General features: G+C 60.5%; 25 protein-coding genes. 7 read left to right on the top strand and 18 right to left on the bottom strand.

Annotated features, from left to right (window positions below):
• Nucleotides 1-20 precede the first annotated feature (20 nt).
• From CIK75_RS01520 to CIK75_RS01495, 6 genes are read right to left on the bottom strand one after another with little or no spacing between them, the layout of a single operon-like run.
• On the bottom strand, nucleotides 21-1,577 hold the full coding sequence (locus CIK75_RS01520; RefSeq protein ID WP_096223002.1) for a hypothetical protein: 1,557 nt from the start codon (nucleotides 1,575-1,577) through the stop codon (nucleotides 21-23).
• A complete protein-coding gene (locus CIK75_RS01515) occupies nucleotides 1,570-2,937 on the bottom strand; it encodes a site-2 protease family protein (protein WP_096223001.1) in 1,368 nt (455 codons plus the stop codon). The genes CIK75_RS01520 and CIK75_RS01515 overlap by 8 nt, the downstream gene beginning before the upstream one ends.
• Nucleotides 2,934-4,163 carry a 1-deoxy-D-xylulose-5-phosphate reductoisomerase gene (gene dxr, locus CIK75_RS01510; RefSeq protein WP_096223000.1) on the bottom strand — a complete coding sequence of 410 codons (1,230 nt, stop codon included), beginning with the start codon at nucleotides 4,161-4,163 and terminating at the stop codon, nucleotides 2,934-2,936. The genes CIK75_RS01515 and dxr overlap by 4 nt, the downstream gene beginning before the upstream one ends.
• 57 nt (nucleotides 4,164-4,220) lie before the next feature.
• The gene (locus CIK75_RS01505; protein ID WP_143413234.1) at nucleotides 4,221-4,754 is read right to left on the bottom strand and encodes a hypothetical protein; all 534 of its coding nucleotides are present in this window, start codon (nucleotides 4,752-4,754) and stop codon (nucleotides 4,221-4,223) included.
• A 19-nt stretch (nucleotides 4,755-4,773) separates the two neighbouring features.
• Nucleotides 4,774-5,196, bottom strand: coding sequence for an organic hydroperoxide resistance protein (locus CIK75_RS01500; protein WP_096222998.1), 423 nt, complete (start codon nucleotides 5,194-5,196; stop codon nucleotides 4,774-4,776).
• Nucleotides 5,193-5,660, bottom strand: coding sequence for a MarR family transcriptional regulator (locus CIK75_RS01495; RefSeq protein ID WP_096222997.1), 468 nt, complete (start codon nucleotides 5,658-5,660; stop codon nucleotides 5,193-5,195). Before CIK75_RS01495 ends, CIK75_RS01500 begins: the two co-directional genes overlap by 4 nt.
• 350 nt (nucleotides 5,661-6,010) lie before the next feature.
• Here CIK75_RS01495 and CIK75_RS01490 point away from each other — a divergent pair, with 350 nt between their 5' ends.
• Nucleotides 6,011-6,394 (top strand): SdpI family protein, encoded by a 384-nt coding sequence (locus CIK75_RS01490; protein WP_096222996.1) that lies wholly within the window; start codon nucleotides 6,011-6,013, stop codon nucleotides 6,392-6,394.
• A gap of 176 nt (nucleotides 6,395-6,570) precedes the next feature.
• Here the strand turns inward: CIK75_RS01490 and CIK75_RS01485 are convergent, their stop codons facing one another.
• From CIK75_RS01485 to CIK75_RS01480, 3 genes are all read right to left on the bottom strand, one after another.
• The gene (locus CIK75_RS01485) at nucleotides 6,571-7,590 is read right to left on the bottom strand and encodes a phosphotransferase (protein ID WP_096222995.1); all 1,020 of its coding nucleotides are present in this window, start codon (nucleotides 7,588-7,590) and stop codon (nucleotides 6,571-6,573) included.
• Between the two features lie 331 nt (nucleotides 7,591-7,921).
• Nucleotides 7,922-8,092 carry a hypothetical protein gene (locus CIK75_RS16120; protein ID WP_158225852.1) on the bottom strand — a complete coding sequence of 57 codons (171 nt, stop codon included), beginning with the start codon at nucleotides 8,090-8,092 and terminating at the stop codon, nucleotides 7,922-7,924.
• A gap of 272 nt (nucleotides 8,093-8,364) precedes the next feature.
• Nucleotides 8,365-8,937, bottom strand: coding sequence for a GNAT family N-acetyltransferase (locus tag CIK75_RS01480; protein ID WP_096222994.1), 573 nt, complete (start codon nucleotides 8,935-8,937; stop codon nucleotides 8,365-8,367).
• Nucleotides 8,938-9,284: 347 nt separating this feature from the next.
• On the opposite strand from CIK75_RS01480, the gene CIK75_RS01475 reads away from it, so the two are divergent.
• Both CIK75_RS01475 and CIK75_RS16115 read left to right on the top strand, forming a co-directional pair.
• Nucleotides 9,285-9,638, top strand: coding sequence for a GNAT family N-acetyltransferase (locus CIK75_RS01475; RefSeq protein WP_096222993.1), 354 nt, complete (start codon nucleotides 9,285-9,287; stop codon nucleotides 9,636-9,638).
• 222 nt (nucleotides 9,639-9,860) lie between these two features.
• A complete protein-coding gene (locus tag CIK75_RS16115) occupies nucleotides 9,861-10,034 on the top strand; it encodes a hypothetical protein (RefSeq protein WP_158225851.1) in 174 nt (57 codons plus the stop codon).
• Nucleotides 10,035-10,205: 171 nt separating this feature from the next.
• Here the strand turns inward: CIK75_RS16115 and CIK75_RS01465 are convergent, their stop codons facing one another.
• Nucleotides 10,206-11,108, bottom strand: coding sequence for an amidohydrolase family protein (locus CIK75_RS01465; RefSeq protein WP_241895199.1), 903 nt, complete (start codon nucleotides 11,106-11,108; stop codon nucleotides 10,206-10,208).
• A gap of 173 nt (nucleotides 11,109-11,281) precedes the next feature.
• Between CIK75_RS01465 and CIK75_RS01460 the strand changes: the two genes are divergently transcribed.
• Together CIK75_RS01460 and CIK75_RS15960 are read left to right on the top strand one after the other, a co-directional pair.
• Complete coding sequence (locus CIK75_RS01460) at nucleotides 11,282-12,505, top strand: transposase family protein (protein ID WP_241895197.1); 1,224 nt, start codon at nucleotides 11,282-11,284, stop codon at nucleotides 12,503-12,505.
• A gap of 642 nt (nucleotides 12,506-13,147) precedes the next feature.
• Nucleotides 13,148-13,330: a hypothetical protein gene (locus tag CIK75_RS15960; protein ID WP_143413233.1), complete on the top strand. Its 183-nt coding sequence runs from the start codon at nucleotides 13,148-13,150 to the stop codon at nucleotides 13,328-13,330.
• A 134-nt stretch (nucleotides 13,331-13,464) separates the two neighbouring features.
• Here CIK75_RS15960 and CIK75_RS01455 read toward each other — a convergent pair whose 3' ends face one another.
• Complete coding sequence (locus tag CIK75_RS01455) at nucleotides 13,465-14,412, bottom strand: 2-dehydropantoate 2-reductase (RefSeq protein WP_096222991.1); 948 nt, start codon at nucleotides 14,410-14,412, stop codon at nucleotides 13,465-13,467.
• 867 nt (nucleotides 14,413-15,279) lie between these two features.
• A complete protein-coding gene (locus CIK75_RS01445) occupies nucleotides 15,280-15,690 on the bottom strand; it encodes a RidA family protein (RefSeq protein WP_096223032.1) in 411 nt (136 codons plus the stop codon).
• Between the two features lie 228 nt (nucleotides 15,691-15,918).
• On the opposite strand from CIK75_RS01445, the gene CIK75_RS01440 reads away from it, so the two are divergent.
• Nucleotides 15,919-16,623, top strand: coding sequence for an O-methyltransferase (locus tag CIK75_RS01440; protein WP_241895195.1), 705 nt, complete (start codon nucleotides 15,919-15,921; stop codon nucleotides 16,621-16,623).
• A 185-nt stretch (nucleotides 16,624-16,808) separates the two neighbouring features.
• A complete protein-coding gene (locus CIK75_RS01435; protein ID WP_158225850.1) occupies nucleotides 16,809-17,810 on the top strand; it encodes a hypothetical protein in 1,002 nt (333 codons plus the stop codon).
• A gap of 106 nt (nucleotides 17,811-17,916) precedes the next feature.
• On the opposite strand, the gene CIK75_RS01430 is transcribed toward CIK75_RS01435, so the two are convergent.
• From CIK75_RS01430 to CIK75_RS01405, 6 genes are all read right to left on the bottom strand, one after another.
• A complete protein-coding gene (locus tag CIK75_RS01430; protein WP_096222988.1) occupies nucleotides 17,917-18,213 on the bottom strand; it encodes a DUF4190 domain-containing protein in 297 nt (98 codons plus the stop codon).
• A 312-nt stretch (nucleotides 18,214-18,525) separates the two neighbouring features.
• Nucleotides 18,526-19,662 (bottom strand): VanZ family protein, encoded by a 1,137-nt coding sequence (locus CIK75_RS01425; protein ID WP_158225849.1) that lies wholly within the window; start codon nucleotides 19,660-19,662, stop codon nucleotides 18,526-18,528.
• A 68-nt stretch (nucleotides 19,663-19,730) separates the two neighbouring features.
• Nucleotides 19,731-20,150, bottom strand: a complete 420-nt coding sequence (locus CIK75_RS01420; RefSeq protein ID WP_143413231.1) for a cytochrome d ubiquinol oxidase subunit II — start codon at nucleotides 20,148-20,150, stop codon at nucleotides 19,731-19,733.
• Nucleotides 20,151-20,189: 39 nt separating this feature from the next.
• Complete coding sequence (locus CIK75_RS01415; RefSeq protein WP_096222985.1) at nucleotides 20,190-20,957, bottom strand: ABC transporter permease; 768 nt, start codon at nucleotides 20,955-20,957, stop codon at nucleotides 20,190-20,192.
• Nucleotides 20,958-20,960: 3 nt separating this feature from the next.
• Nucleotides 20,961-21,701: an ABC transporter permease gene (locus CIK75_RS01410; protein WP_241895194.1), complete on the bottom strand. Its 741-nt coding sequence runs from the start codon at nucleotides 21,699-21,701 to the stop codon at nucleotides 20,961-20,963.
• A gap of 11 nt (nucleotides 21,702-21,712) precedes the next feature.
• Complete coding sequence (locus CIK75_RS01405; protein ID WP_096222983.1) at nucleotides 21,713-22,618, bottom strand: ATP-binding cassette domain-containing protein; 906 nt, start codon at nucleotides 22,616-22,618, stop codon at nucleotides 21,713-21,715.
• Between the last annotated feature and the right edge of the window lie 53 nt (nucleotides 22,619-22,671).

The raw sequence follows: 22,671 nt of genomic DNA, 5'->3' as shown, positions 1-22,671 counted from the left end.
GCGGGAGCTCCGCGGACGCGCTACTGGTAGGAGACGAACCACGGCTTGGGCTTGATCTGAAAGGTTTGCTCGGGAGTGAAGGTCGGAGAGTCCTCGTCGATGAAGTTCTTCCACGCCATCCTGATGCCATCGGGCAGTCCGCGACGCAGGTTGTCCCAGGTGGCCATCTTCATCCCGGGGGTGCCATTTCCATCGGCATGCAGGACCATCGCCAGTTCGGGATGTGTGGTGTCCAAGGTGGAGCGATTTTCGATCATGCTCCGCCGGAACTGGTGAAGAATGACCACCTTCTGCGGAAGCTGTTTACTGCGCGTTAGTGCGGCCAGCCAGTCGTTCGTCCGGTTCAGTTCCGCCGCGTCGACGGAACCTATTTGTTGCATATGCTGCTGCCCGGGTTTGAGCCTCCATTCCGGGTCGTAGGCGAGGCCCACGTTCGGGTAGGACAGCAGCTTTTCGTAGTGCTTGGCCTGGGTCAAAAAGTCGTTGCGGCCCGGTTGGAGGTCCAACACCACGTAGACCCCTGCCTGCTGCGCAGCCTTGACCCAGGGTTCAAGTTGGTCCACGGGGGTGTAGCTGGAATAGTTCCCGTCCGTCCCGGGCGCGGCGGAGGCGACCGTGGCAATGATCTCGAAGGCCGGTTGGACCTTTTCCTTGCTATGGGGCTGGTATTCCGTGGCCAGCTTCTTCGCCCGTTTGATGGCCCCATCCAGGTCCTGTTCGCCCAGCGCCCCCAGGGAGGAGGTCCCCGGCGAGCCGTAGAGCGCGATCATCCGCCGTGCCGGGAACACGAGTTGTCCGCCGCCGGGAAGTTCCTGGCCCCCGGCCGCCGTTTTGGCCAAGGCAGAGAATTCGGCGCTCTTCCCGAATCCCTGGCCGATCGTGTAGAGCCGTGCGTCGGCATGGTCGCCGAAGAATTCCCGGTTCTTTTCAGCACGCGGATCCGGCGAGGCCATCCTCGCCCGGTCAGCTCCTGCGGCTTCGGCAGTGGCCAGGGCGGGTCCTGCTGCCTGCTCTGCTTTCTTCCCCGCCCGGACGACGACGGCGAATCCTGGGTTGTCAGATTTCTCGGGGGCTTCAATGGTGGGCAGCTGCCCCTCGGGGTCCTCCCCGGCCACGACGTCCCGGTCCCCGACCGCCGCTTCGGACAGGGTTCCGTAGGCAATGAGGGTCTCTGCCCCCAGACGTTCCAATTCCTCGTCGAAGTCCTTCTGTTCCGAAGCGCCCTCGGGTTCCATGAGCAACGGGATTCCGAGTTCGCTGGCCCGCCCGGCAGCCCGTTTGGAGGAGTCCGGGGCGTCCTTTCCGAGGACGACGACGGCAGGGGTCTTGTCGAAGAACGCCCGGCTGGCTTTCAACCCCAGTTCCTCGGTACTGCCACCGAGGTGGCTGATACCCGGCGTCGCCGTGGCCAAGACGACCCGGTCGGGGTCTTGCCCTGAAGCCCCTGGCGTATGTCCGTCGTCGTCCCCCGGAGCAACTGCTGAACATCCGGCCATGACCAGTCCCAGGGCCAGTGCCGAGGCGACGACGGCTCCCCCGCGCAGGACGGTGCCGCGGTGGTTGCGACGATCAACCAAAAATATTCACCGGTTTCACGATATCGGCATAGATCAACAACGCACCCATGCCCAGCAGCAGCACACCCACCACATAGGTCAGTGGCATCAGTTTGGCGATGTCCACCGGGCCCGGATCACGACGTTTGAAGATCCGGGCGGCGAAACGGCGCAGGCCCTCCCACAGGGCGCCGACGACATGGCCGCCGTCCAGGGGCAGCAGCGGAATGAGGTTGAAGACGAACAGGGCGACGTTCAGGCTGGCGACCAGGCCGAAGAGTGTGGCGATGCGATCCTTGATCGGGATCTCGTCCATGGCACTGACCTCGCCGGCGATCCGACCAACCCCCACGACCGACATCGGTCCGTTCGGGTCCCGTGGCGCCGAGGAGAACGCCGCCTGACCGACGGCGACCAGTCGTGCCGGTAGGTCCACGACGATCCCGGCGACGGCCCGCACATTCTGTCCCACCGCAGGTGGCACTTCGGTCAATGGCAAGGTCATCTGCACGTTTTCTGAGCCCATGCCCACGAAGCCGACGTTGACCAGTTCGGTCTTGCCGTTGGCGTCGGTTTTGATCCTCCCGTTGATGTCCGAGGCGGGTTGCTGCGATAGCCGCGGAGTGATCGTGGTCTGGTGTTCCGATCCGTCACGCAGGTAGGTGATCGGCACGGTTTTTCCGGCGTCGGCCCGGATGAGTTCGGAGAGATCGTCCCACTGCCACTCCTTGACCTGGTGGCCGTCGAAGGAGGTGATCCGGTCCCCCGGGCGCAGGCCGGCTTCGTAGGCAGGTGCCGCAGGATCTCCTGGCTGGCAGTTGGCGGCAGCGTCGTCGCCGCCGCGGGCCTTCTGGTCCGCCTGGCTGACCACGCACTGGTAGACCTCGGAGATGTTGGTGGTGTGCTGGATGGAGCCGAAACCGCTGATCAGCACGGCGAAGAGCACGAAGGCGATCACCAGGTTCATGAACGGCCCGCCGAGCATGATGATGACCCGTTTGTAGACCGGGAGTTTATAGAACATCCGGTTCTCGTCGCCGGGGCGCAGCTGCTCCGCGGCCGCCTGACGGGTCTCGTTGGCCAGCTGGGTGAACATTCCCGTGCTGGCGGCTTTGACCTTGCCCTCCACCGCTGTCGCCTCGGCAGGAGGGAACATTCCGATCATCGAGATGTAGCCACCCAGCGGGATCGCCTTGACCCCGTATTCGGTTTCCCCCCGTCGGCGAGAGAAGATCGTCTTGCCGAAGCCGATCATGTATTGCGGGACGCGCACACCGAAGAGTTTGGCCGGGACCAGGTGGCCGACTTCGTGCAGGGCAATGGACACGGCGACGCCGATGGCGACGATCAGGACGCCGGCGATAAAGAGGATGACTGTCACAACTGTCCCCAACGTTCCTGGGCACACTTTCGTGCCCACGCTTCGGCCACCAGCACCGATTGGACGCTGAGTTCATCCCCGACCAGCGCCCCGGCATCGTACTGCCCCACCACATCGGCGACACAGTCCACGATGTCAGGGAAGCGGATGCGTCCCGCGTGGAAGGCCTCGACGGCTTCTTCATTGGCCGCGTTGTAGACGGCCATATGCGTGGCCGAGGTATTCGCCGCCTGCTTGGCCAACCGGATCGCCGGGAAGGCTTCCTCATCCAGTGGTTCGAAGCTCCAGCTGGAGGCGGTGGTGAAATCACAGGGCGCAGCGGCGCCGGGTACCCGAGCCGGCCATCCCATGCCCAGGGCGATCGGCAGACGCATATCCGGCGGCGAGGCCTGGGCGATCGTGGACCCGTCAATGAATTCGACCATGGAATGCACCATCGACTGCGGATGAACGACGGCTTCGATCTTCTGAAGCGGTACGTCGAACAGCAGGTGGGCTTCAATGACTTCCAACGCTTTATTGACCATGGTCGCGGAATTGGTACTCACCACCTTGCCCATCTCCCAGGTGGGGTGGTCCAGCGCCTGCGCGGGGGTAACGTCCATCAACTGCTGGCGGGTCATACCGCGGAACGGGCCACCCGAGGCAGTGACAATCAGCCGGGCAACCTCCTCGGGAGTGCCGGCGCGCAGAGCCTGGGCGATCGCCGAATGCTCGGAATCGACCGGGACGAGTTGCCCCGGCGCCGCAGCCTGCTTCACCAGGGCGCCACCGGCGATCAGCGACTCCTTATTGGCCAAGGCCAGCAGGTGTCCGGCCTTCAGGGCCGCCAAGGTGGGGGCCAAACCGATCGAACCGGTCACCCCGTTCAGCACGACGTCGGCTTCCGGATACCCGGCGACCCGGGCCGCCGCCGTGGGACCGGCGAGTAGTTCGGGATGGTAGGCACTATGTCCTGCGAGTTCGGCATGCTCGTGGATCCGTGCCCGCAGTTCATCGACGTCTCCGTCGGCGAGCGCGACGACCCCAGCCCGGGTATGCACTGCCTGTCGGGCGAGGAGTTCCAGGTTGGAGCCTCCCGTGAGGGCGACGATCCGGAAGCGTTCGGGGGCAGCATCGGCGACGTCGATGGCCTGGGTGCCAATGGAACCCGTGGAACCAAGCAAGACGATGCGCCGGGGTTCATTCAGGGTGGGGTTGATATGTGGCGGCTCGCGAAACTCCATGCCTCCAGTATCGCGCACTCGAGGTCTGCGGCGAACATCCCGGGGGCCGGGCTAGTACTAGTCCCCGTCGTCCTGATCGTCGATGTCCTCCAGATCACTCCAGTCGGCGTCCAGCCCGCTGGAGCCCGCCGTCTCCTCGGGCAGTTCGAAGGGGTGTTGGAGCATCCAGATGAGGCGACGGGTGATCACCGGGCGCAGTGGGAAGGTGTCGACGTGAAAAATTTCGGGGTCCGCCAATGACGGTCGGTGCCGATGCAGTCGGTCGGAGCGCCCTGCGTCCTCGGGAGAGGCCGGGGCATAGTGGACCGCCAATGACGAACCGAGTTCACCGGCGAGCTGGCCGGCAATGAGGATTCCCTCGGCACGGTGGCGCTGTGCCGCCGGGTCCGGCGACGCCTCATCGATGTCATTGGCGTAGAACGCCTCCTCCCAGGCGCGCATCCTGGCTTCAAGTTCGGTGGGCAACGCCAGTTCCTCGTAGTCCACCGGTTCCCACGTCCAGACGGGACTCTCGCCGTAGTCGACGAAGAGACGCACATAGGGCACCCCTTCGATCGTGGTGTAGCTCGTATCCGGTTTCATCTCCTCCATGGGGACAGTGTGCCAGTGATCAGTCGTCGGAGACGCGCAGCTCCACCTCGATGTTGCCTCGGGTGGCATTGGAGTAGGGGCACACCTGATGGGCGGCCTCCGCCAGGTCGCTGGCGACGGTCGCCTCCACCTCGGGCAGGGTGATTTCCAGGGTCACTGCCAGGCCGAACCCTCCGGATTCGAGTCCGCCGAGGTGGACCTGGGCGCCGACGCTGGACCCATCGACGTCGACCTTGCGTTCGCGGGCGACCATCTGCAGCGCGCTATGGAAGCAGGCGGCGTAGCCTGCGGCGAAGAGTTGTTCGGGGTTGGCCCCGGCACCTGAACCGCCCATGGATTGCGGAATGGCCAGATCGAGGTCGACCCGGTTGTCGGTGGAGGTGACATGACCGTCGCGGCCGCCACCGGTGGCAAGTGCTTCTGCTGTGTAGAGAGTCTTCATGATGGATCCTTGGGGTTGTCGGTTCGGGCGGGCGTCGCCTGCCCGGTGGAACAGATCTTTGCCAGCAGCCGGCGCAGTTCGGCTGCTTCCGCTGCCTTAAGGCCGAGCTGGGCAAACAGGCGTGCGGGAATCCCGACGGCGTCCTCGCGCAGGGCCGCGCCCTCGGAGGTCAACTGGATTGTGACCACGCGCTCATCGGCAGTGCCACGACGTCGTTGGATGCGGCCGGAGCCTTCCAGCCGCTTCAGCAGCGGTGACAGCGTCCCCGAGTCGAGACCGAGCCGCCGTCCCAGCGCGGAAACCGGCTGGCCGCCCTCCTCCCACAGGGCGAGCATGACCAGATATTGCGGATAGGTCAGGCCCAACGGCGCCAACAACGGGCGATAGGCAGCCACGACGGTCTTCTCACTGGAATAGAGCGGAAAGCATAATTGCTCGTCGAGGGCCAAGGGGTTGGTCTGCATAAAATAATATTAGTGCACAATCTAGTTGTGCACAACCCATTAGACTTGCCGTCCTGTGACGTTCCGCCGAGCCAGGGTGCCATGTTTCGAAGACGACTGCGCGGAATGTCCAAAGTCGTGCGCACAACGATTCGATGCCCGTTCGGGGCCCCTCTCAGCGGGACTGTGACCCCAGGCGGAACGGGTCGTATGTTCCGGATGCGTTGTCAAGTGGTGGCGACACCAAAGCCTTATTCCGTTCAAGTGCGGCGAAAATATCGAACTTATGAGACCAATACGGCGATCCCCCCCGAGTCATCGAGGCCGCTAATCTTAGGCTGGATGTGCCCGTTTCCGTCCGGAAAAGCACCATGAGTGAGTCCTATGTTTTCCTGACCCTTCCGCTTCTGATGGTGGTTGCCTTGCCAGCCATCATGGTGTCCGTGTCCCGCGGGGCAGCAGCTGGCAGGATCCCGCGCAACGGTTCCATGGGAATCCGTACCCGCGTCACACAGTCGTCCAACGACGCATGGTCCGCCGGCCATACTGCAGCGTTGCCCGTGGTTCGCCGGACATGGTGGATTGCTCTTGTCGCCGTCCCAGCCTCCATAGTCGGACAAGCCCTGCTTGATGGAGACGCCGGCGCCTGGGTAGCCCTCACCGCCCTACTTGTGGAGACCGCTGTCCTCCTCTTTGCGACGAAGGCAGCAAATGCTGCTGCACGCACTGCCCATCCAACTCATGACAGACAATAGCGGGCCGCGGTTCTGGAAGGACGCTGGTCGGGCGACCGAAACGATGGCATGAGTCATTTTCAGAAGTCGTCAGCACATCCCGCCCTATCCGTATGGGGGACGTTCAATGGGTCTGCTGAGGCGTCCAGAAGCGGCATCCTCTACCGCTTGTTCCGGTGCAGAGCTACGCCTTGACGTTATGGGTGCAACGGAAAGCGGTCGGAGTCTTGGAGTGTGAGAAGGTCGCGCAGGAAGTTCCCTTCGCCGGGATAGTCCCATTCGGCGCCTTCTGTTAAGTGCCATGTGCCCCATTCGAGCCGCATATACTTCAAGGCTTCGGGCCACAAGGCGATCTCGTGTTGAGTCAGGGGTGGGGCGGTCTCCAAATAGGCAGCTACATACACTGTCCACTCATCTTCGGTGAAGAGGCGGCCCGGATTATTGTTGGCTTCACTGGCGAAAAGCAGAACTGAACCTGCCAGATCGAGCAGCCTCGGGGCCACCTCGCCGTTCTCGAAGTCGACGAACACCGGGGGCTGCCCGCCCCCAGGGTAGATCAGGTTCGTAGCGCGGTAATCAAGACTTACTGCATAGGTGGGCAGTCCGGCATCACGTATGGCCGGCAGCGTTTCGGAGTGGAACGCAGTCAACTCTTTCACCCAACGTGATGCTGACTCAGAAGCTCCGAGGGGATAGCTCCCATCGTCAAGGTATGCAGCCTGCTCATTGCAGACCTTCTCAATGGCCTCAATGTCCTCGTCCACCGACTCCTGGCTGAACACCGGCCACTCGAAATGCGGCAAATCAGCACCGTCGAACGATGACGATTCCCGGTGCATAGAGCCAAGGCCGCCTCCGGCTGCAGCAATCGATTCAAGGGTGCCAACCCATGGAGTTCCTTCGACCCAGGGATAAGCCATCCAGGCGGATCCAGCCGCACTTACCGGAAGCGCAACGTGTCTCAGCTCCAGCGGCTCCACACAGGCGACCCCTGCGGCACGCAAATGACGCTGCCAATGGCCCAGGGCCGCCGCCCGGGCAGGGTTCGTTAAGGTCGGTTTGACCACGGCATCCACTGTGCTGCCCTCACGAGCAGCCAATCGCGCTTTGAAGACCGGACCCCATTCGTAGATAGACTCAGCGGAAAGCTCGAATAAATCTTTGCTAAGTGCGGCGCGCACCGCTTCAGCTTGCCTGTCGTGCTGGTCGTTACTCACTCCGTCGCTCCTAATCTTGTGGATCCGAGGAAGGAATCGTCGATCTTCTCCGGTCTCCGCAAGTTATCAGGAGTCATTGGCAATAACCAATCGATTGTAGCGGGTTAGTGGCGGAAGAGAATCGAGGAGTGAGAAGGGACGTTCCGTTTGAGGAACCCTCTACGGATCATCAACTTGGCGGCGACACATGCCGCACGTGTTCGGGGCGTCATTTCTCGAACCCGGGAGTGCGACTATGAACTCATTGCACTCACGTTCAGCTGTCACGAACGAAACGCGTCATCTGACGCTGGAGCAGCCGATGCGATAGCTGGCTGGACCTGAATTCGTGCTATTCGTTGGTCTTCCTTTTGCTTGACCTAAAGAAGATGTAAGCAAAGATCGCGGCGAACATTGCGGAGAAGATCATCCGCACCGAAACGTGAATATCCCAGGCGCCGATCACAGCGAAGAAGACGAAAAAAATAGCCACTGTGCCTATAGCGGTCATTAGCTTTTCCATGCTTCTCCTCTGACTATTATTCATCGCTGAGCAAGACGTCCGCGAACGACGAGACTACGATCTTCGCCCAACATTTACACGCACTTGAGTACCACCGTACCGAATCAGTACGAACGCACCACGGCTCGTCGTAACCCATGACGAGTCGGGAGCATTCCGGAAACGGTTGAGCCGTCCGCCCAGCTCCGTTTACACGGCAGCCCTATGCCCACAGCAGGAACCCTCAGCGAGACGTTGGAATTGTCCGAAAGGCGGACCCGCCGGTCGCACGCTCAGTTCGCGCCGGACCTCGAAGCGAGCGCGGTCGACGTCAGCGCCCCGTACATGTACATATCCTTGGGAATGCCATCGATTTTCTCCCATGCGCTCAATAGTCCTTCACGCTCGTAGCCGGCGCACTCTGCTGCCCGCCATGAGCCGGTATTCCATGGCTCGACGTAGAGTTCGAGCCGGTCAAGATCGTCGAACCGACGCGCCCACGACGTGAGAATACCGAGGGCCTCTGCCGCGTAGCCCTTGCGGCGCTGGGAAGGGGTTACCCAGTACCCCACACTCGCTCGTCCCTCCGCGCCGGATACAGGGAACAGCCCAATGTGACCAACCGCGAGATCATGTGCGTCAGCTATTGCGAAAACGTAGCCCGCGCGTGTTCGCATTCGATCGTGTTGGCGAGCAATGAAGGCAAGCGCCTCGGCCTCCCCGTCCGTTGTGGGAACGGTCGTGATGAGTGGGATGAGCGGATCGTGCGAAGCCTCCTGAACGGTTGGTGCGTCCGAAGCGCGCCATCCACGCAAACGTAAGAGGTGTCCGGACAACACCGGCAATTCGAATGGTTCGTTCGTCATGTATCGATCTTTCCACGGCATGAACGCTTCCGGGCGGAGTTCATTTATTTCCGATCTGGAGCAGACTATCGGGTGGGCACCACGACAAACCGCTACGGGGGTCGGCGTATGCCCGCAAGCCGATCCTTTTGGCGGACGGTCCGAACGCCATTAGCAACAATGCCAACGGGGTCGATTGGCTTGCCCAGTGGGGAAGGCCAGCCGAAACAGTTATTCTTCCATTCGTAGATGACGGCGTTGCGGCCCCCGCATTCTAAACGGAAGCGCAACGCCTTCCAGGGTGTACTCCAAACCATCATTGTTTGCGAGCCTTATATCAAGGGGTGCTGGCCTGTCATGATGTGGGGATGAAGAATATTGGTATCCGTTGGGTAGGTGAAACACCCATCGACTCCCTGGGCCGACTCGCAGCCTTCACCGGCGACGAAGCAATCATCGGGGAGGCCTCCTATAAGCGGTGGGAGCAAGACCCCGAACTCACCTACCTCAGTGGCTTCACGGTCGACGAGAGGTATCGCCATCAGGGCATCGCTACCGACATGATGCACATGGTCTTCGAACATTTGGGTAGGGACCGGCAATACGTGGTGACCATTCGCGGGAACTTGGGGCGGCTTTTCATGGAAACTATCGCCGCCAAGGAAGATGCGCCCAGGATCTTCGAGATGCTTGAAGACCACGCATACAAGCCAATGAACTAGCGGCGCCCCGTGGATTGATCTCGCCACACCGGGATTTCCAAGGGCGGCCTATGGAAGATCCGCGGTAGAGGCAGTTCGCATCATTTCCCGCCATGCGCTTCTGGGTCTTCGTCCAATGGACGTACCGGCCCCTACCCTTCAGCGGGACGGTGGATACGTGTCGCATCCGTGGTGAAGTTGTTGGCCTCGATCAGCTTGTACTTGGATCGTAGAGTTGAATTCATGATGATGACCAGAATTGCACGGACGAGCCGGGCTCTATCCATCGCACTTTTAGTTGCCGGAGCGCTTGTTGTTACGTTCACTAATCTCGGCATCCTGGGCTGGGCCTTAACCGGAGCGGGAATCGTCGTTCTCATTATCTCGGTGACTCGGCCAAAACAGGCGCAGCAATAGCCGAGCACCTGATATTTGGGTAGGTTCTCCGGTTTCTTGGATGCTTCACAGTACGGAACCGCTGACCGGGACGCCTCTCCAACCCATGAGAGATCCTCCGACGGACGCTCTTGCGGGCGCAAGGGCTCGGACACGGCGCGTCCCGGGGTTAGAGAGCAAGGACAGGCGTGGCTAGGGCAGCCGGTCCAGCCTCAGGAGCCTCTGCGGGGTGTGCCAGAGGACATTTGTCATCCATTGGCTTCCGAGTCCCCAGCTTTCGAGTACCTGTATCTGGTGGCTGTAGGTGTAGGGAATCGAAGGAAAATCCGTACCGAAGACGACTTTGTGGGATAGCCCGGCAAGGATGTCCTGGTAACCGGGCGGGATTGGGGCGAGTTGTTCCATGTAGGAGGTGCCCACCATGGTGGTGTCGAGGTAGACGTGAGGATTGCTCGCTGCAAGCTCGGCGTATTCCTGATAATCCGGCAGGCCTGCGTGCGCGATAATGAGCACCAGCGAGGGGTACCTCTTGATGAGTTCGCGTATGGGTGCAGGCCCGGTGTATTCCCCGGGATGCGGGCCGTTGCCGCAGTGAATGACAACCGGTATGCCGGATTCCTCGATAATCTCCCAGGCGGGTGCGAGCCGAGGGTCCAAGGGTGAGAATCCTCCCACTTGGATGTGCAATTTGAAGATTCGAGCGCCCTGTTTCAAGCTCTGCGCGACGACGGTTTCCACGCTTGGCTCTGGATAGAAAGTGGCAGAGTGGATGGCGTCAGCATGGGTCGAAGCGAATGCTGACGAGTAGTCGTTGAGCCACTGTGCCATGCCGGGGCGGTGCGCGTAATTCAGGGTGGTGAATGCCTTCACCCCCATATCCCGAAGCGTTCGCACTCGTTCCTCTTCGGAGTCCCGGTAACTGATCGGCCAAGGGGGGAGCCCGCTGTCCGCAACGCGGTCAAAGAACGCCCATACCTTCTCCAGCACCTGGAAAGGCATGAAATGCACATGCAGATCAATAATCCCCGGCAAGCCCAGCGAGTCGACGTACGGGCGGACCTCCTCGTCTGAACGCGGTACCAGTGCTAGGGCCAAAACGAACCTCCCGAATTCCACATCTCATCAGCACCAGAGTATCATCAGCCCGATGACGCCCACCAGGGGTCGCGTTGACTCACGGTAGATGCTCGCGAAACGCAGCGCATGCCTCATTTAGGAATGCTCGCGAAACTCTGGCCATCGTCTGGGCATCACGGTGTGCTGGGGGAATGAAGCAGGGAATCTCGATGGGCGCACGACGGGAAATAACTCGGGCCATGGCCAAGGCCTATCTCGAAGGCACCAAGGGCCAGAAGGGGGTGCTGCTCGATAACCTCTGCACGGCGATGGGATGGTCCCGGGCCAATGCACGACGACAACTGGTCGCGGCCGCGAACCGAAAAGCTGGACTAGTCCCGCTTCCCAAACGCCGGGCCCGCAAATACAGTTTGGCCTCGCGGCAGGTCCTGGAACGGATCTGGACGCTATCGGGTGAGCCCTGCGGGAAGTACTTGGAAGCGGTCATGGACGACGAGCTGGAGCGATTCGTCCGATTCGAGGAACTCGGGCCCTTGGCGGCAATCTTCAACGACGAAGTCCGGCAGGAGTTGCTGGCCATGTCGGGAGCGACGATCGACCGCTATCTGGCAGCGGAACGAGCCCGACGCTACCCGGCCGGCTCGTTGTCCTCGACAAGACCCGGGACAATGTTGCGTTCGGAGATCGAGGTTCGCTGGTCCGGGACCGAGATGGAACAGGAACCGGGGTTCTTCGAGGTCGACACGGTCGCGCATTGCGGGCATAGCCTGGCCGGGGAGTTCCTGTATTCGATCACGCTGACCGATGTCTTCACCGGGTGGACTGTGAACACCACGGTGAAGAATCGGGGCCACAGTAATGTCGTGGCCGGTGTTGCGGCGCTGGTGGCGGGGTTGCCGTATCCGATGCGGGGGCTGGACTTCGATAATGGTCGGGAGTTCATCAACACCCAGCTCATCGAGTGGGCCGAGGCCAACGACTACTACCTGACCCGGGCGCGGGCTTATAAGCATAATGACAACGCGCACGTCGAGCAGCGCAATAACGACTGGGTGCGTCGCCATTCGTTCAGGTACCGGTACGAGGATCCTGCGGAGATGGAGCTACTGAACCGGTTGTGGGTTCTGGTGGATCAGCGCAAGAACCATCTGCTGCCCATGGTCAAGGCCGCCGGATATGCCACGGCCCGATCGGGGCGCAAGCGTCGGACCTATGACAAGCCCCGCACTGCCTATCAGAGGTTGTTGGACCTGGAAGCACTCGATACCGCAGGGGCACCGGCGTTGGCGAGGATCCATGCGGGTTTGAACCCGGCGGAGATCACTCGGGGTATCAACGCGATCCAGGACCAGCTAATCACTCGGGCGAAGCTCCGTACCCAACGCGGGGCGCCGGGGATTTCGCGAGCAAATTAGTTGAGGCACGCGGGAAAGTTTCGCGAGCATATTGACTTGAGGCAAGGCGGGGGTGAGAGGCGTCCTTTCAAGCGTGACGGACCTATTGGCCGCAACGTCTATACGGGGAGCCGCTGCCATCGCTCGGCGCCATCCTCTGTCGCCTCGTTAGCCGGTGGTTCTCCGAGCTGCGGCCCTATCTCGAAGAGGAATACGCGGTCGATGCCGAATACATCGACCCGGCACAGATCCCTTTCGACAAGATCATTTCCGGCCCCGTGATGGATGCGGACTCCGATAACCCACAGGTCGCCTTGACTACCTTCAAAACCAACGCCGGCCCCTGGACCGTGGAGCTGCACCAAAACGTCCCCGGCGGGGACTGGCTAGTGGGCAGCATCGGGTCGGCTGACGAGTAGAAGATTCTGCAAAACAACAAAGAAGGCATGCATAGACTGACTACGGGCTTCCGGCTGGCAGGGCCACGTCACCTATGCCCTGCCTGACGGAATACCGATGGCCACCAGCTGGACCGCTACCACCTGGTGGCCATCACCCTTTTAAGAAAAAGTAAGATACCCGACGCTAAGCTTTCATGGCGTCCGGAAACGAACCCCATGGGAGGCAACTGTTCCCGTGTTGAATAAGGCCTATCGTTGTTGAATGGCGATGAAAGACGAGTTCGGGTATCCGCTCAAAATCGATGCTGTTGACCACTACATGCCCCCGATTGAGCTCCCTCCTTCGACCACACCTGAGGAACACGCTCGCCATGCAGATGCCTATTCTGCCTACCAAGAACGCTTCCTTCAGGCGTCCAAGGAACGCCGCAACAACAAGGAGTGAATTCGACTCTTCGAATCCTCGCCTCCTGCGCCTCAAAAGCCGAACGCCCTGCGTGACACGCTCAGCCAGGGGCGCCGGGGGAAGCCGCAAACAAGGCTGGCGCCACAAGCAGATAGGGCGACCCTTGAAATGTTCTAAGCGTTCTGTGGAGTGTGACGATCAGCGGCTCCATCGAGCAGGGTCATAGCGCGGTAGATCGTGGTGTGGATCGGTACCGATACCTGATACTTTTGCGCGAGACGGACGACGGCCCCGTTTTGTTCTTCCAGTTCAGAAAGCCGACCAGCTGCCAGGTCACGTTGCATCGAGGCCGTGCTCTCGGGGCTGAAAGCATCGAACTGCGCCATCATTCGGGTCACATCCGATGCCCTCAGGTGGGCTCCGGCACTTCTGGCCAGGTCAGCGACTTCCCACATGGCATCCTGCACCAGAGACCGTGTTTGCGCGTTGTTCCGGGTCCGGCCAACTGGTTCCCGGCAGAGAGCACCGACTCCGCCGTAGGAGGTGATAAGTATGAACTTCCGCCAGGTATCGGTCACGATGTCCTCCGAGACGGTGGTGGCCACACCAGCTGCGCGGAGGGTCTCTGCGAGCCGTTCAACCCGTGGTGTATACGCGCCGTCGAGTTCGCCCAGGGTAATCGCCGGTTGCCCGCCGACATGGTGGACGACCCCTGGTTCTCGGAGGTAGGAGATGATCATACAGACGCCGCCGAGGGCGTGGCCCGGGCCAACGGCTTCGGTGATTCGCTCCGAGGCCGTCACACCGTTTTGAAGCGGAAGGACCGCCGTTTCCGGGCCGAAGAGTGCGCTGGCGCCAGCCATCGCCTCGGAGACTTGTCCGGCCTTGCAGGCAAGGATCACTGCATCGCAGGTCCCAATGGACTCCGCCTGCGAACTGACACTGGCGGGGGTGGTGCTGAAGCCGGGGCTTCCATCTCCCTTCGTGACTGTCAGCCCGTGGGCGGCTACGGGTTCGACGTGGCGCTTGGTGCATAAGAGGTGCACGTCGTTCCCACTTTTGGACAAAACGGCCGCGAAATAACCGCCGACTCCGCCGGCCCCGATGACTCCGATTTTCATTGCATTGCCCCCAGGCGTTGTCGTCTTGTTTTCGTTTTCCGTCTTGTACTCGACACTAGGCCGGATATTTTTCCCCGGTGAATGTGGGTCTCAGTATGGCGCCGGTCATGTCGGACCGCCATGAAGGGCACGGCTTCGCCGTGACGTGTAGAGCGTTATCTACCCGAGCGTGGTGAGCATGAATCTTCATGCCCGTTCTGGGAACCTTGAACGGGCGGCGTCAGCATCCTGGGGAGTTCAGGCTACAGGGTCCGGATCTGTTGCCAGGCGGGCGTGTGTGTGCATGTCGTGCCATCCATCTGCATGACGTACCTGTTGACGCTTGACACCTTCCGCAGGATATCCGCTCTTGTGGGCAACCCTGCATGAAGCAGGGTTGTTAACGGAGTGTGCGAGCTCAAGTCTGTGGAAGCCTGCACTACCGAACGCCCATGTAGACAGCTCGCTTAGCGCCTTAGGTGCCACATTGGCTCCGCGTCCCTGAGGGAGAATCCAGTATGAAAATTCGCCTGATCCGTTGTCTAGATCAATGCGTCGCAAACTGATCTGTCCAATCGCTTCCCCGCCGCGAGATATTGCCCAACCCGCACCAGACTCGTCTTGCCAGCGGGTGGGCCAGTGGAGTGCCCATTCCTTGGCGTCATCGATGGTCATGGTCTTTCCATGCCATTGCATGATTGCCGGGTCTTGGTAGGCCTGCACCACTACGGGAACGTCCGTGAGGTCCCAAGGCCGGAGCACTAGGTCATCGACTTCTAGGATCGGCTGTTTCCGCCGGGCAAAGTCACCTAACGGTATTACTGGCTCATTCAACTTCGGGATCGTCCAATCTGGTCACCACAGCTTCTTGACGGGGCATTCAGATACCTAGTCAATAACAGCTGCGACAGCTTCAATTTCTACGAGCTGGTTCGTGTAGCCGAGAACAGTGACGCCCATCAGAGTGCTGGGAACGTCGTGGTCACCGAAGGCTGCACGAACTACTTCCCATGCGGCTACGAGGTCTGCCTGGTCTGAGGAGGCCACGAGGACACGTGTACTGATAACGTTTTCCACGCTCGCGCCTGCCGCTTCCAGGGCAACGCGCATGTTCTCAACAGCCTTGGCGGCTTGTACGCGGTAGTCGCCGACCCCAGCAGTCGATCCATCCTGGTTCAACGGGCAAGACCCTGCCAAAAAAATGAGGCGTGCATTGCTAGTAGCGGTCGCCGCGTAGGCATACTCCGCAACATCGGAGAGTTCTTCAGACCGAATAAGTGTGACCGAACGCTGCTGCATGCTTGTCCCCATTGCTCTATTGCCTATTAACTGATTCCCACCATATCGGAGGAAACAATTGCCCGAACACTAACCTCCTGCGGGACACTGCCACGCAATGTGAGCTTCAGCGATAAGTGGAGGTGTTCTTTCAACGCTACGGGCAGTCGCTCACTCACAACCGCCCATCTGCGACTACCAATGAGTGCCCACGTCGGTCAACGGTACTGAAGGTGGAAGAATGAACGCATGAACGAATTTGGATCACCTGTACCGGTTAATCGTTACGAAGCGACTGATGACTGGCACGCGGTCGATAGGTACTTCACGTCGACTCTAGTCCGAGAAGACAGCATCTTAGCCGTGGCCCGTGATTCGGGCGACGCGACCACGATGCCGAATGCAGAAGTCGCAGCCAACCAGGGCGCGTTCCTAGAGATATTGGCCAAAATTGCTGGTGCTCGACGTGTACTTGAATTCGGTACGTTGGCGGGATATTCAACGATCTGGCTCGCACGAGCAGTCGGCGAGCAGGGACAAGTCGTCACGCTCGAACTTGAACCAGAGAACGCGGCAGTCGCTAAGGCAAATTTTCATGCCGCTGGCGTTTCACATCAAATCGAGACGATCGTCGGACCGGCAACGGAATCGACAGAGCGGCTGATCAACGATGACACCGAACCGTTCGACTTCGTATTCATCGACGCCGACAAGCCGAACAACCCCGCCTACCTCGCCGCCGCGCTCAAGCTCACACATTCCGGTGCAGTCATCGTCATCGACAATGTAGTTCGCAACGGGGCTGTCGCAGACGCTGCCAGCGCCGACCCACGAGTACAAGGTGTACGTACTGTCGCGGAAGACATTGCAGCCCATCCTGATCTGGACGGTACGGCACTCCAGACAGTAGGCGAAAAGGGATGGGACGGACTCATCATCGCCAGGCGACGCTAAATCAGCTGTCAGTTTCCGAAGTCGACTGCACTGAGTGTCCAAAGTCGCCCGCATTCCACTTGCGCGCCCACGGGGGCGCCCTGCGGGACAGTTGGAAGAGTGCTGATGTGCCCAGCCCGGCAAGGGCCAGCCTTTAGGGTGGAGTGATGCTGGCACGTTTAGATGAAGCCCGAAGTATCTCCGATGTGCTGGCCGGGCTCGATGATGAAGACGTGCGAAAGCTCATTGATGCCGCCGAGCCCGTTGGCGTAGGCATCGGGGGAACAACCAGGACAGCCCGCATCGGTGAAACCACCGTCTTCGTGAAACAGCTCCCGCTGACCAGCAGCGAAGAGGACGATCCAACCGCCACTTCCAGTCGAATCCAGCTTCCCTTTGTCAGCCACTACGGAATCGGAAGCCCCTCCCACGCAGTCGGGCGAGAATTGGCGGCACACCAGGCAACCACCGAGTGGGTTCAGGCAGGAGCAGCGGATTTCTTCCCGCTCCTGCTCGGGTGGCGGGTCGTTGATCTGAAGTGCGATGCAGACCTCAGTGAATTTGACGGCGAGCTTCCTCAACTCCAGTGGGGGAAGCACTGGCCCCAGGTCAAGAGCAAGCTCACCGCGATGAAGGACGCATCCAAGAGCTTGGTTCTTTTTCTTGAATACGTGCCCGAGACACTGGGCACTTGGGTTCGCAGGAGCCTGACCGACGGCACTGGGGAGTACGTCTTCGCTGAGGTGATCGACCAGCTCATCGACGCCACGACATGGATGAAGAACCAAAGGTTCCAACACTTCGATGTGCATCCGGGAAACATCCTCGTAGCGGAGGGAAGGCTACTCCTCACGGACTTCGGCCTGGCGCTCTACCGCGAGTTCGACCTCACCCCGGAGGAAAGAGCCTCCATGGTCGCACACGAAGGCTACGACCGTGACACTGCCCTGATGCATCTGTTCCATTGGGTGCTGTTCGAACTCGGCTACACCACCGGACCACAGCGCCTAGCACTGTTGTGTGCTGCCGCCGCCGACCCTGCTACGCCAGCGCTGGACCCGGTGCGCGTGGCACTCGGCGGGAGCGCCGACCTGATAGCCCAACATGCGAGTGTCGCTATCTACATAACGGAGATGTTCGGTGCCCTGATGCGGGATGCGTCCGCCACGCGGTACGACAGCACCCACGCCAGGAGTATTCAGCGATAGCTTCCTCATTGGTGGCGTTCCAAATAGGAACCCTCAGAGGGAGTTGCTTGGGGATAAGAGTCTTGCAGGGCCAAAAGGGCCCACCAGGACGTTCTAGCATTCAAGCTCACATCGTGAATTGCTGCGCCATCGCAGGTAGTGCAGCCACGCTAGAGAAAAGGGCCAGGACGGCGATGGCGTAGCCGACTACGAGAGCGACGATTGCCAGCGACCGTCCGCTCTCTCCACGCCGGGAAATCTGGTGCAGTGAGACGTGTCCCGCCCCCACCGCGAACACCGCCAACCCAGCGATCCCCAACAGCCAGAGCCCGAAAACGGCAATGATGGCCACGACAATGGCTGTGACCGCTAGTTTGTTCAGCTGTCCGGTTCTCGAGGAAGCCTGCATTGTCTGTGTGCTCATTTCGTGCCTCCAGGCGTCGTGGTTACTCGAAGCATACGTTCAGCTGTTGTCGAGCGCATAGAGGCACCATGCATCTAGCGTCAACATCCTTCGCCCCCTCGGCCCGTCCTTGCGGATGTTCACGCAAGTTCAGCATTAGCCCGGTCCCGTAAGCCGGTCCTTCTGGCGGGCGGTCTGAACGCCATTAGCGACAACTCGCATGGCATCAATAGTCGCGTCCGCTGGGGAACCTCCTGCGGGGCGGTGCCACGGGGAAAACGCGTCACGGCCTCAACGGGACTCCTACCGGGAGGCCAATCAGGGGCATTGGAGTCACCTTTTGCTATGGGAAGATCTCCCTCCTTGGCGGCGCGGGAGCAGGGGGAGGGCGTTGGAAGTTCGGGAGTCGCCTATTTCGCAACCAGCCAGCATGCAACTGATACCTCGAGGTGTAGCCGCCAGCGAAACGACCGCCACTACCGCCCAGAGCAGCCCCAAGAACAGCGTGAGGTAACCCAGGTAGAAGCCCGTGACAATCGCGCCTTGGACGACCAGCGCCCTCAGGAGGAGACGCCAGCGGCGATCGTTCAACGGTCTGGGGGACAGGTAGACGGTGCGCTGTCCATAGGATGCGCCGTTGCCGATCAATGCCGAGCTCACGATGAAGGCGATACTTCCCAGCCAAGCGCCGGTGAATATCCAATGTTCCAGGACCAGCAGCTGGGCCGGGGTGAGAGAGGCCCCCGGACCGCCTTGGGTGAGCACATAGAGAAGGGAGGCACCCAGACCCGACAGGACGGCAACGATAAGCAGGTACCAGCTGTCCAGCACCATGCCGAATAGCCTGCGCGCGCGTGTGATGGGACGTGCCGACTCTTTTTGCGATTCCAGATGGGTCTTGGTGCTCAATATCCGAGGGGCGATCCGCTCCAGGCCGATACCGATGAGCGCGCCGCAGGTATTTGTTGCAAGATCAGTTGGATCGGCGAACCGGTAGGGGCATGGAGCGAACCCCCAGTTGCCGGTGTACTGGGTGGATTCAATGAGTAATGATGCCCCGACGGCGGCGATGAAAACCGCGATGCGGGGCCATTCAAGGACTCTGCGTGCCAGTACTCCGAAGGGGACGAAGAGGACGATGTTGAGGACCAGCTCCCAGATGAGCCAGTCGCTGGAGGCCGATAGGAGGCCCTTCGTCTGGATGAGCTCGATGAGTTCCCGAGGAAACCGCAGCGGGTCAAGGACGAGCGCGGAACGCCTGGATGCACAGAAGTCAGCGGAGAAGGCCGGTAGGGGAAACACGGTAAAAGCGACGATGGCTGCGGCGTAGACAAAACCGGCCGCAGTCCACAGCAGACGCAATCCATCGAACCGGCCCCACCGCCTGTACTGCCAGATGAGCAGTGGGAGGAACAATACTGCTGTGACCATCAAGCCAACGGCAATGGACGCCATGAACTGTGTTTCCATCAGCCTCATTCCCGGTAGTTGCGTGGGAGTCTTCGTGTTTGGAACCGAAAAATATCGTCAGTTAGCGGTCAGGATCCGAACATCAATTCCTTGATGTATTCGATGACTTGATGCAGTTGGTCGTAGTCACTGACCGCCGGGCTGACGACAACGACATGCCACAGTGTCGCGATGCTGGCGGTGAGGCCGAGCAGAACCACGCAGAAGATCAACGCCACCAACGCCACTGCCGTGCCACGGGTGCTCTTGCGGAGGCCTAACCAGGCAACGACTACTCCTGCAGCAGCGATGATTGCCGGTAGGAAACCGATAATGGGGAAAAGGAGAAGCAACGGCGTACTGACCAGGGAAACAACAGCCAGCCCCATGGCGATGGCGGCATGGGGGGCCGCAGACACCTCGGTGTGCCGACCCACGGATGCCTCTTCATCGCCTCGGGTGAGGCTTGTATTGGTTTCGTACTCGTAGCGGCCGGGAGGCGACATCATGACTCCGTTCGAGGTCGGGCAAGGATAGAAGGTCTGGGCTTATGCCCGGGAATCGCTGCGGTTCAGCAACACCGTGGTGCTGGCGATGATCACCATCGTCGTGGCCAGGGCTGCACCAACTACAAGCAGAATGCTCTCGGTAGATATTGCTGCGGCGTCAAAGGAAGTATTGCCGCCGCCGACGAGCGAGGATCCGAGTTGTGTCGCGTAGGTTGCCGTGGCGTAGGGCACCACAACAGCGGCCTTGAGGCCGACCAGAAGTGCCACGGTCGAGACGCCGGCTCCGATAAGGGCAATAGCAACGGGTGGAGCGAACGAGCGGAAGAACGTGGACAGTCCCGACTGCAGGGCGGCCACGGGTACGCAGGCGACGACCACGATGGTGCTGCTGGCGAAGTACTCGGTCGGCAGCATCCCCTCAAGGCCGAATGCCAGCTTGCCGAGCAGGATCACAGTAGCCAGAAGAACCACTTGCATCAGGGCTGCGAGGACTGCAACCGCGGCAGCCTTGCCCAGGACCACCTGCACTGTGGGGACAGGACTGCTCATCAGGGCGTTCCAGTTGCCGTTTTTATGTTCGACGCGCCAGAGCAGTGAAGCGAGTATCGCTATCCCGATCGGCAGGATCACCATTCCGTAGAATCCGATCGAACGAATCCACAGGGTATGCCAACCGTCCTTGAACTCTCCCCCTGACGCGAGAGTGCCCATTGCGCCGGACACGACCGCCAGCACAGGTAGAAGGATGACGACTGCCCAACTAAGTGAGCGCTTGAGTTTGATGAATTCAGTGCGCAGGGAACGCATGGGTCACAACTCCTGGTGGTCGAAGCGGGAGGTGATGAACAAGAACAAAGCGGTTCCGACGACGGCCAGCACCACCACGCTCAGGTAGGGCAGGTCGAGGTAGACAAGATCAGTGCCGACATAGTCCGCGGGCGCGGCCAGAGCGTAGTAGCCCCACGGGAAGAGCCGGGAGAGCCAGTCGGGCAGCGCTGAACCGAACACGCCGATGAACAGTCCGAGTACCGCAATTCCCATGCAAACCAGCTGGTTTTCGATCTTTGCCGAGAGCAGGATGTGGAAAGCAAGGACGGCTAGGTTGATGACCAGCGCTGCTGCGGTGTATCCGACCCAGTGCTCAAGGGGAAACGGCGAAGTGATGCCGACGGTGAGACCAAAACCAATCAAGACCAGCGCCTGCAACACTGTTGCCGTGGCAACGAGGAGGCCCACCGAAGCAAATTTTGCCCTGCAAAGATGTCCTGGTGTCACTCCCGACGCGGCGGCGAGCAGCCATCCGTTCCCACGGTGTTCAACCTCGACCTGGCGACTGGCCAGAACCGCGAGAACCAGAGGGGATATCAGAGCGGCAGAGAAGCCGAGCCCGGCGAGCAGGATCTTCCAGGCAAAGCCATCCGCATCACCGAGATGGGTGAACATCCCCGACGCCATGGCCCGAAACGCAGTGATGCCGGCTACGCCAGAGAAGAGAATCGCCGCCAGAAGGCCGATCCTGAGGCGCTTCATCTTGGCGAATTCGTTCGACACGATCCTGGCTGTCACAATCCGCCGCCTTTCGTCAGGTCCATGAACACGTCTTCGAGCGACTGCTCATCCCTGCGGACACCGAAGACATCGATGCCGGCCCCGACCATGCTGGAGACGACCTGGGCGGTCGATCGCTCATTGATGTTGGATAGGAGTACTGATTCCCCGGCGAGCCGGCCATCCAGATCTTGGTTGAACAGCGAAAGGGCATGGCCGGGGTCGGAGCAGTCGATGATCACGTCGGGGGTGGAGGCGGCGAATAGTTCCTTCCGGCTTCCTTGGAAGATCATTTCTCCGCCGGAAAGGATGCCCAGTACGGTTGCGGTCTTGTCGATTTCTTCGAGCAGGTGGCTTGAAACCATCACCGTCACACCCGCCGTGGCGAGGTCACGCAACAACTCGCGGATCTCTTCGATCCCGGCAGGGTCGAGCCCATTGGTGGGTTCGTCGAGAATCAGAAGGTCGGGTTGTTTTGCCAGTGCCATGGCAATGCCCAGACGCTGCTTCATGCCCAAGGAGTAGTTGCTGACCTTCTTGTCCATCTGGTCCCGCATTCGCACGGTCTCCACTGCCTGATCGACTTGTCGGGCGGTCAGGTTCAGCAGGCGCTGAATCAGCTGCATGTTTTCTCTACCGGTGAGGTGGCCGTAGCCGGGAGGTGATTCGATCAGAGAGCCAATGCGGCCCAAGAGCTTCCGCCGTGTTCCGCGGTTCATGGGTTCTCCCATGATGTGGACTTCGCCCGACGTCGGTTTGACCAGGGACAGCAGCATCTTCATGGTGGTTGATTTTCCCGACCCGTTGGGACCGAGGAACCCGTAGACGCAGCCTTGCGGAACACGAAGATTGAGGTCGTTGACGACGGTACCGGTTCCGTATTTCTTACTGAGATGGTCAGTGGAGATGAGGTAGCTCATACGTCCACTGTCTCTATTTCAGGGACGGGATTCGTCTCCCTGCAGGCATATCT

Source organism: Glutamicibacter sp. BW78 (assembly GCF_002332245.1).
Classification (GTDB): Bacteria; Actinomycetota; Actinomycetes; order Actinomycetales; family Micrococcaceae; genus Arthrobacter_H; species Arthrobacter_H rhombi_A.
This window is presented reverse-complemented; position numbering and strand designations above follow the sequence as displayed.

Coding starts and splice junctions, on each gene's coding strand:
- dxr (WP_096223000.1), bottom strand. CDS start 4,163: ATGGAGTTTCGCGAGCCGCCACATATCAACCCCACCCTGAATGAACCC.
- CIK75_RS01505 (WP_143413234.1), bottom strand. CDS start 4,754: ATGGAGGAGATGAAACCGGATACGAGCTACACCACGATCGAAGGGGTG.
- CIK75_RS01500 (WP_096222998.1), bottom strand. CDS start 5,196: ATGAAGACTCTCTACACAGCAGAAGCACTTGCCACCGGTGGCGGCCGC.
- CIK75_RS01495 (WP_096222997.1), bottom strand. CDS start 5,660: ATGCAGACCAACCCCTTGGCCCTCGACGAGCAATTATGCTTTCCGCTC.
- CIK75_RS01490 (WP_096222996.1), top strand. CDS start 6,011: ATGAGTGAGTCCTATGTTTTCCTGACCCTTCCGCTTCTGATGGTGGTT.
- CIK75_RS16120 (WP_158225852.1), bottom strand. CDS start 8,092: ATGGAAAAGCTAATGACCGCTATAGGCACAGTGGCTATTTTTTTCGTC.
- CIK75_RS01480 (WP_096222994.1), bottom strand. CDS start 8,937: ATGACGAACGAACCATTCGAATTGCCGGTGTTGTCCGGACACCTCTTA.
- CIK75_RS01475 (WP_096222993.1), top strand. CDS start 9,285: ATGAAGAATATTGGTATCCGTTGGGTAGGTGAAACACCCATCGACTCC.
- CIK75_RS16115 (WP_158225851.1), top strand. CDS start 9,861: ATGATGATGACCAGAATTGCACGGACGAGCCGGGCTCTATCCATCGCA.
- CIK75_RS01460 (WP_241895197.1), top strand. CDS start 11,282: ATGAAGCAGGGAATCTCGATGGGCGCACGACGGGAAATAACTCGGGCC.
- CIK75_RS15960 (WP_143413233.1), top strand. CDS start 13,148: ATGGCGATGAAAGACGAGTTCGGGTATCCGCTCAAAATCGATGCTGTT.
- CIK75_RS01455 (WP_096222991.1), bottom strand. CDS start 14,412: ATGAAAATCGGAGTCATCGGGGCCGGCGGAGTCGGCGGTTATTTCGCG.
- CIK75_RS01445 (WP_096223032.1), bottom strand. CDS start 15,690: ATGCAGCAGCGTTCGGTCACACTTATTCGGTCTGAAGAACTCTCCGAT.
- CIK75_RS01440 (WP_241895195.1), top strand. CDS start 15,919: ATGAACGAATTTGGATCACCTGTACCGGTTAATCGTTACGAAGCGACT.
- CIK75_RS01430 (WP_096222988.1), bottom strand. CDS start 18,213: ATGAGCACACAGACAATGCAGGCTTCCTCGAGAACCGGACAGCTGAAC.
- CIK75_RS01425 (WP_158225849.1), bottom strand. CDS start 19,662: ATGGAAACACAGTTCATGGCGTCCATTGCCGTTGGCTTGATGGTCACA.
- CIK75_RS01420 (WP_143413231.1), bottom strand. CDS start 20,150: ATGATGTCGCCTCCCGGCCGCTACGAGTACGAAACCAATACAAGCCTC.
- CIK75_RS01415 (WP_096222985.1), bottom strand. CDS start 20,957: ATGCGTTCCCTGCGCACTGAATTCATCAAACTCAAGCGCTCACTTAGT.
- CIK75_RS01405 (WP_096222983.1), bottom strand. CDS start 22,618: ATGAGCTACCTCATCTCCACTGACCATCTCAGTAAGAAATACGGAACC.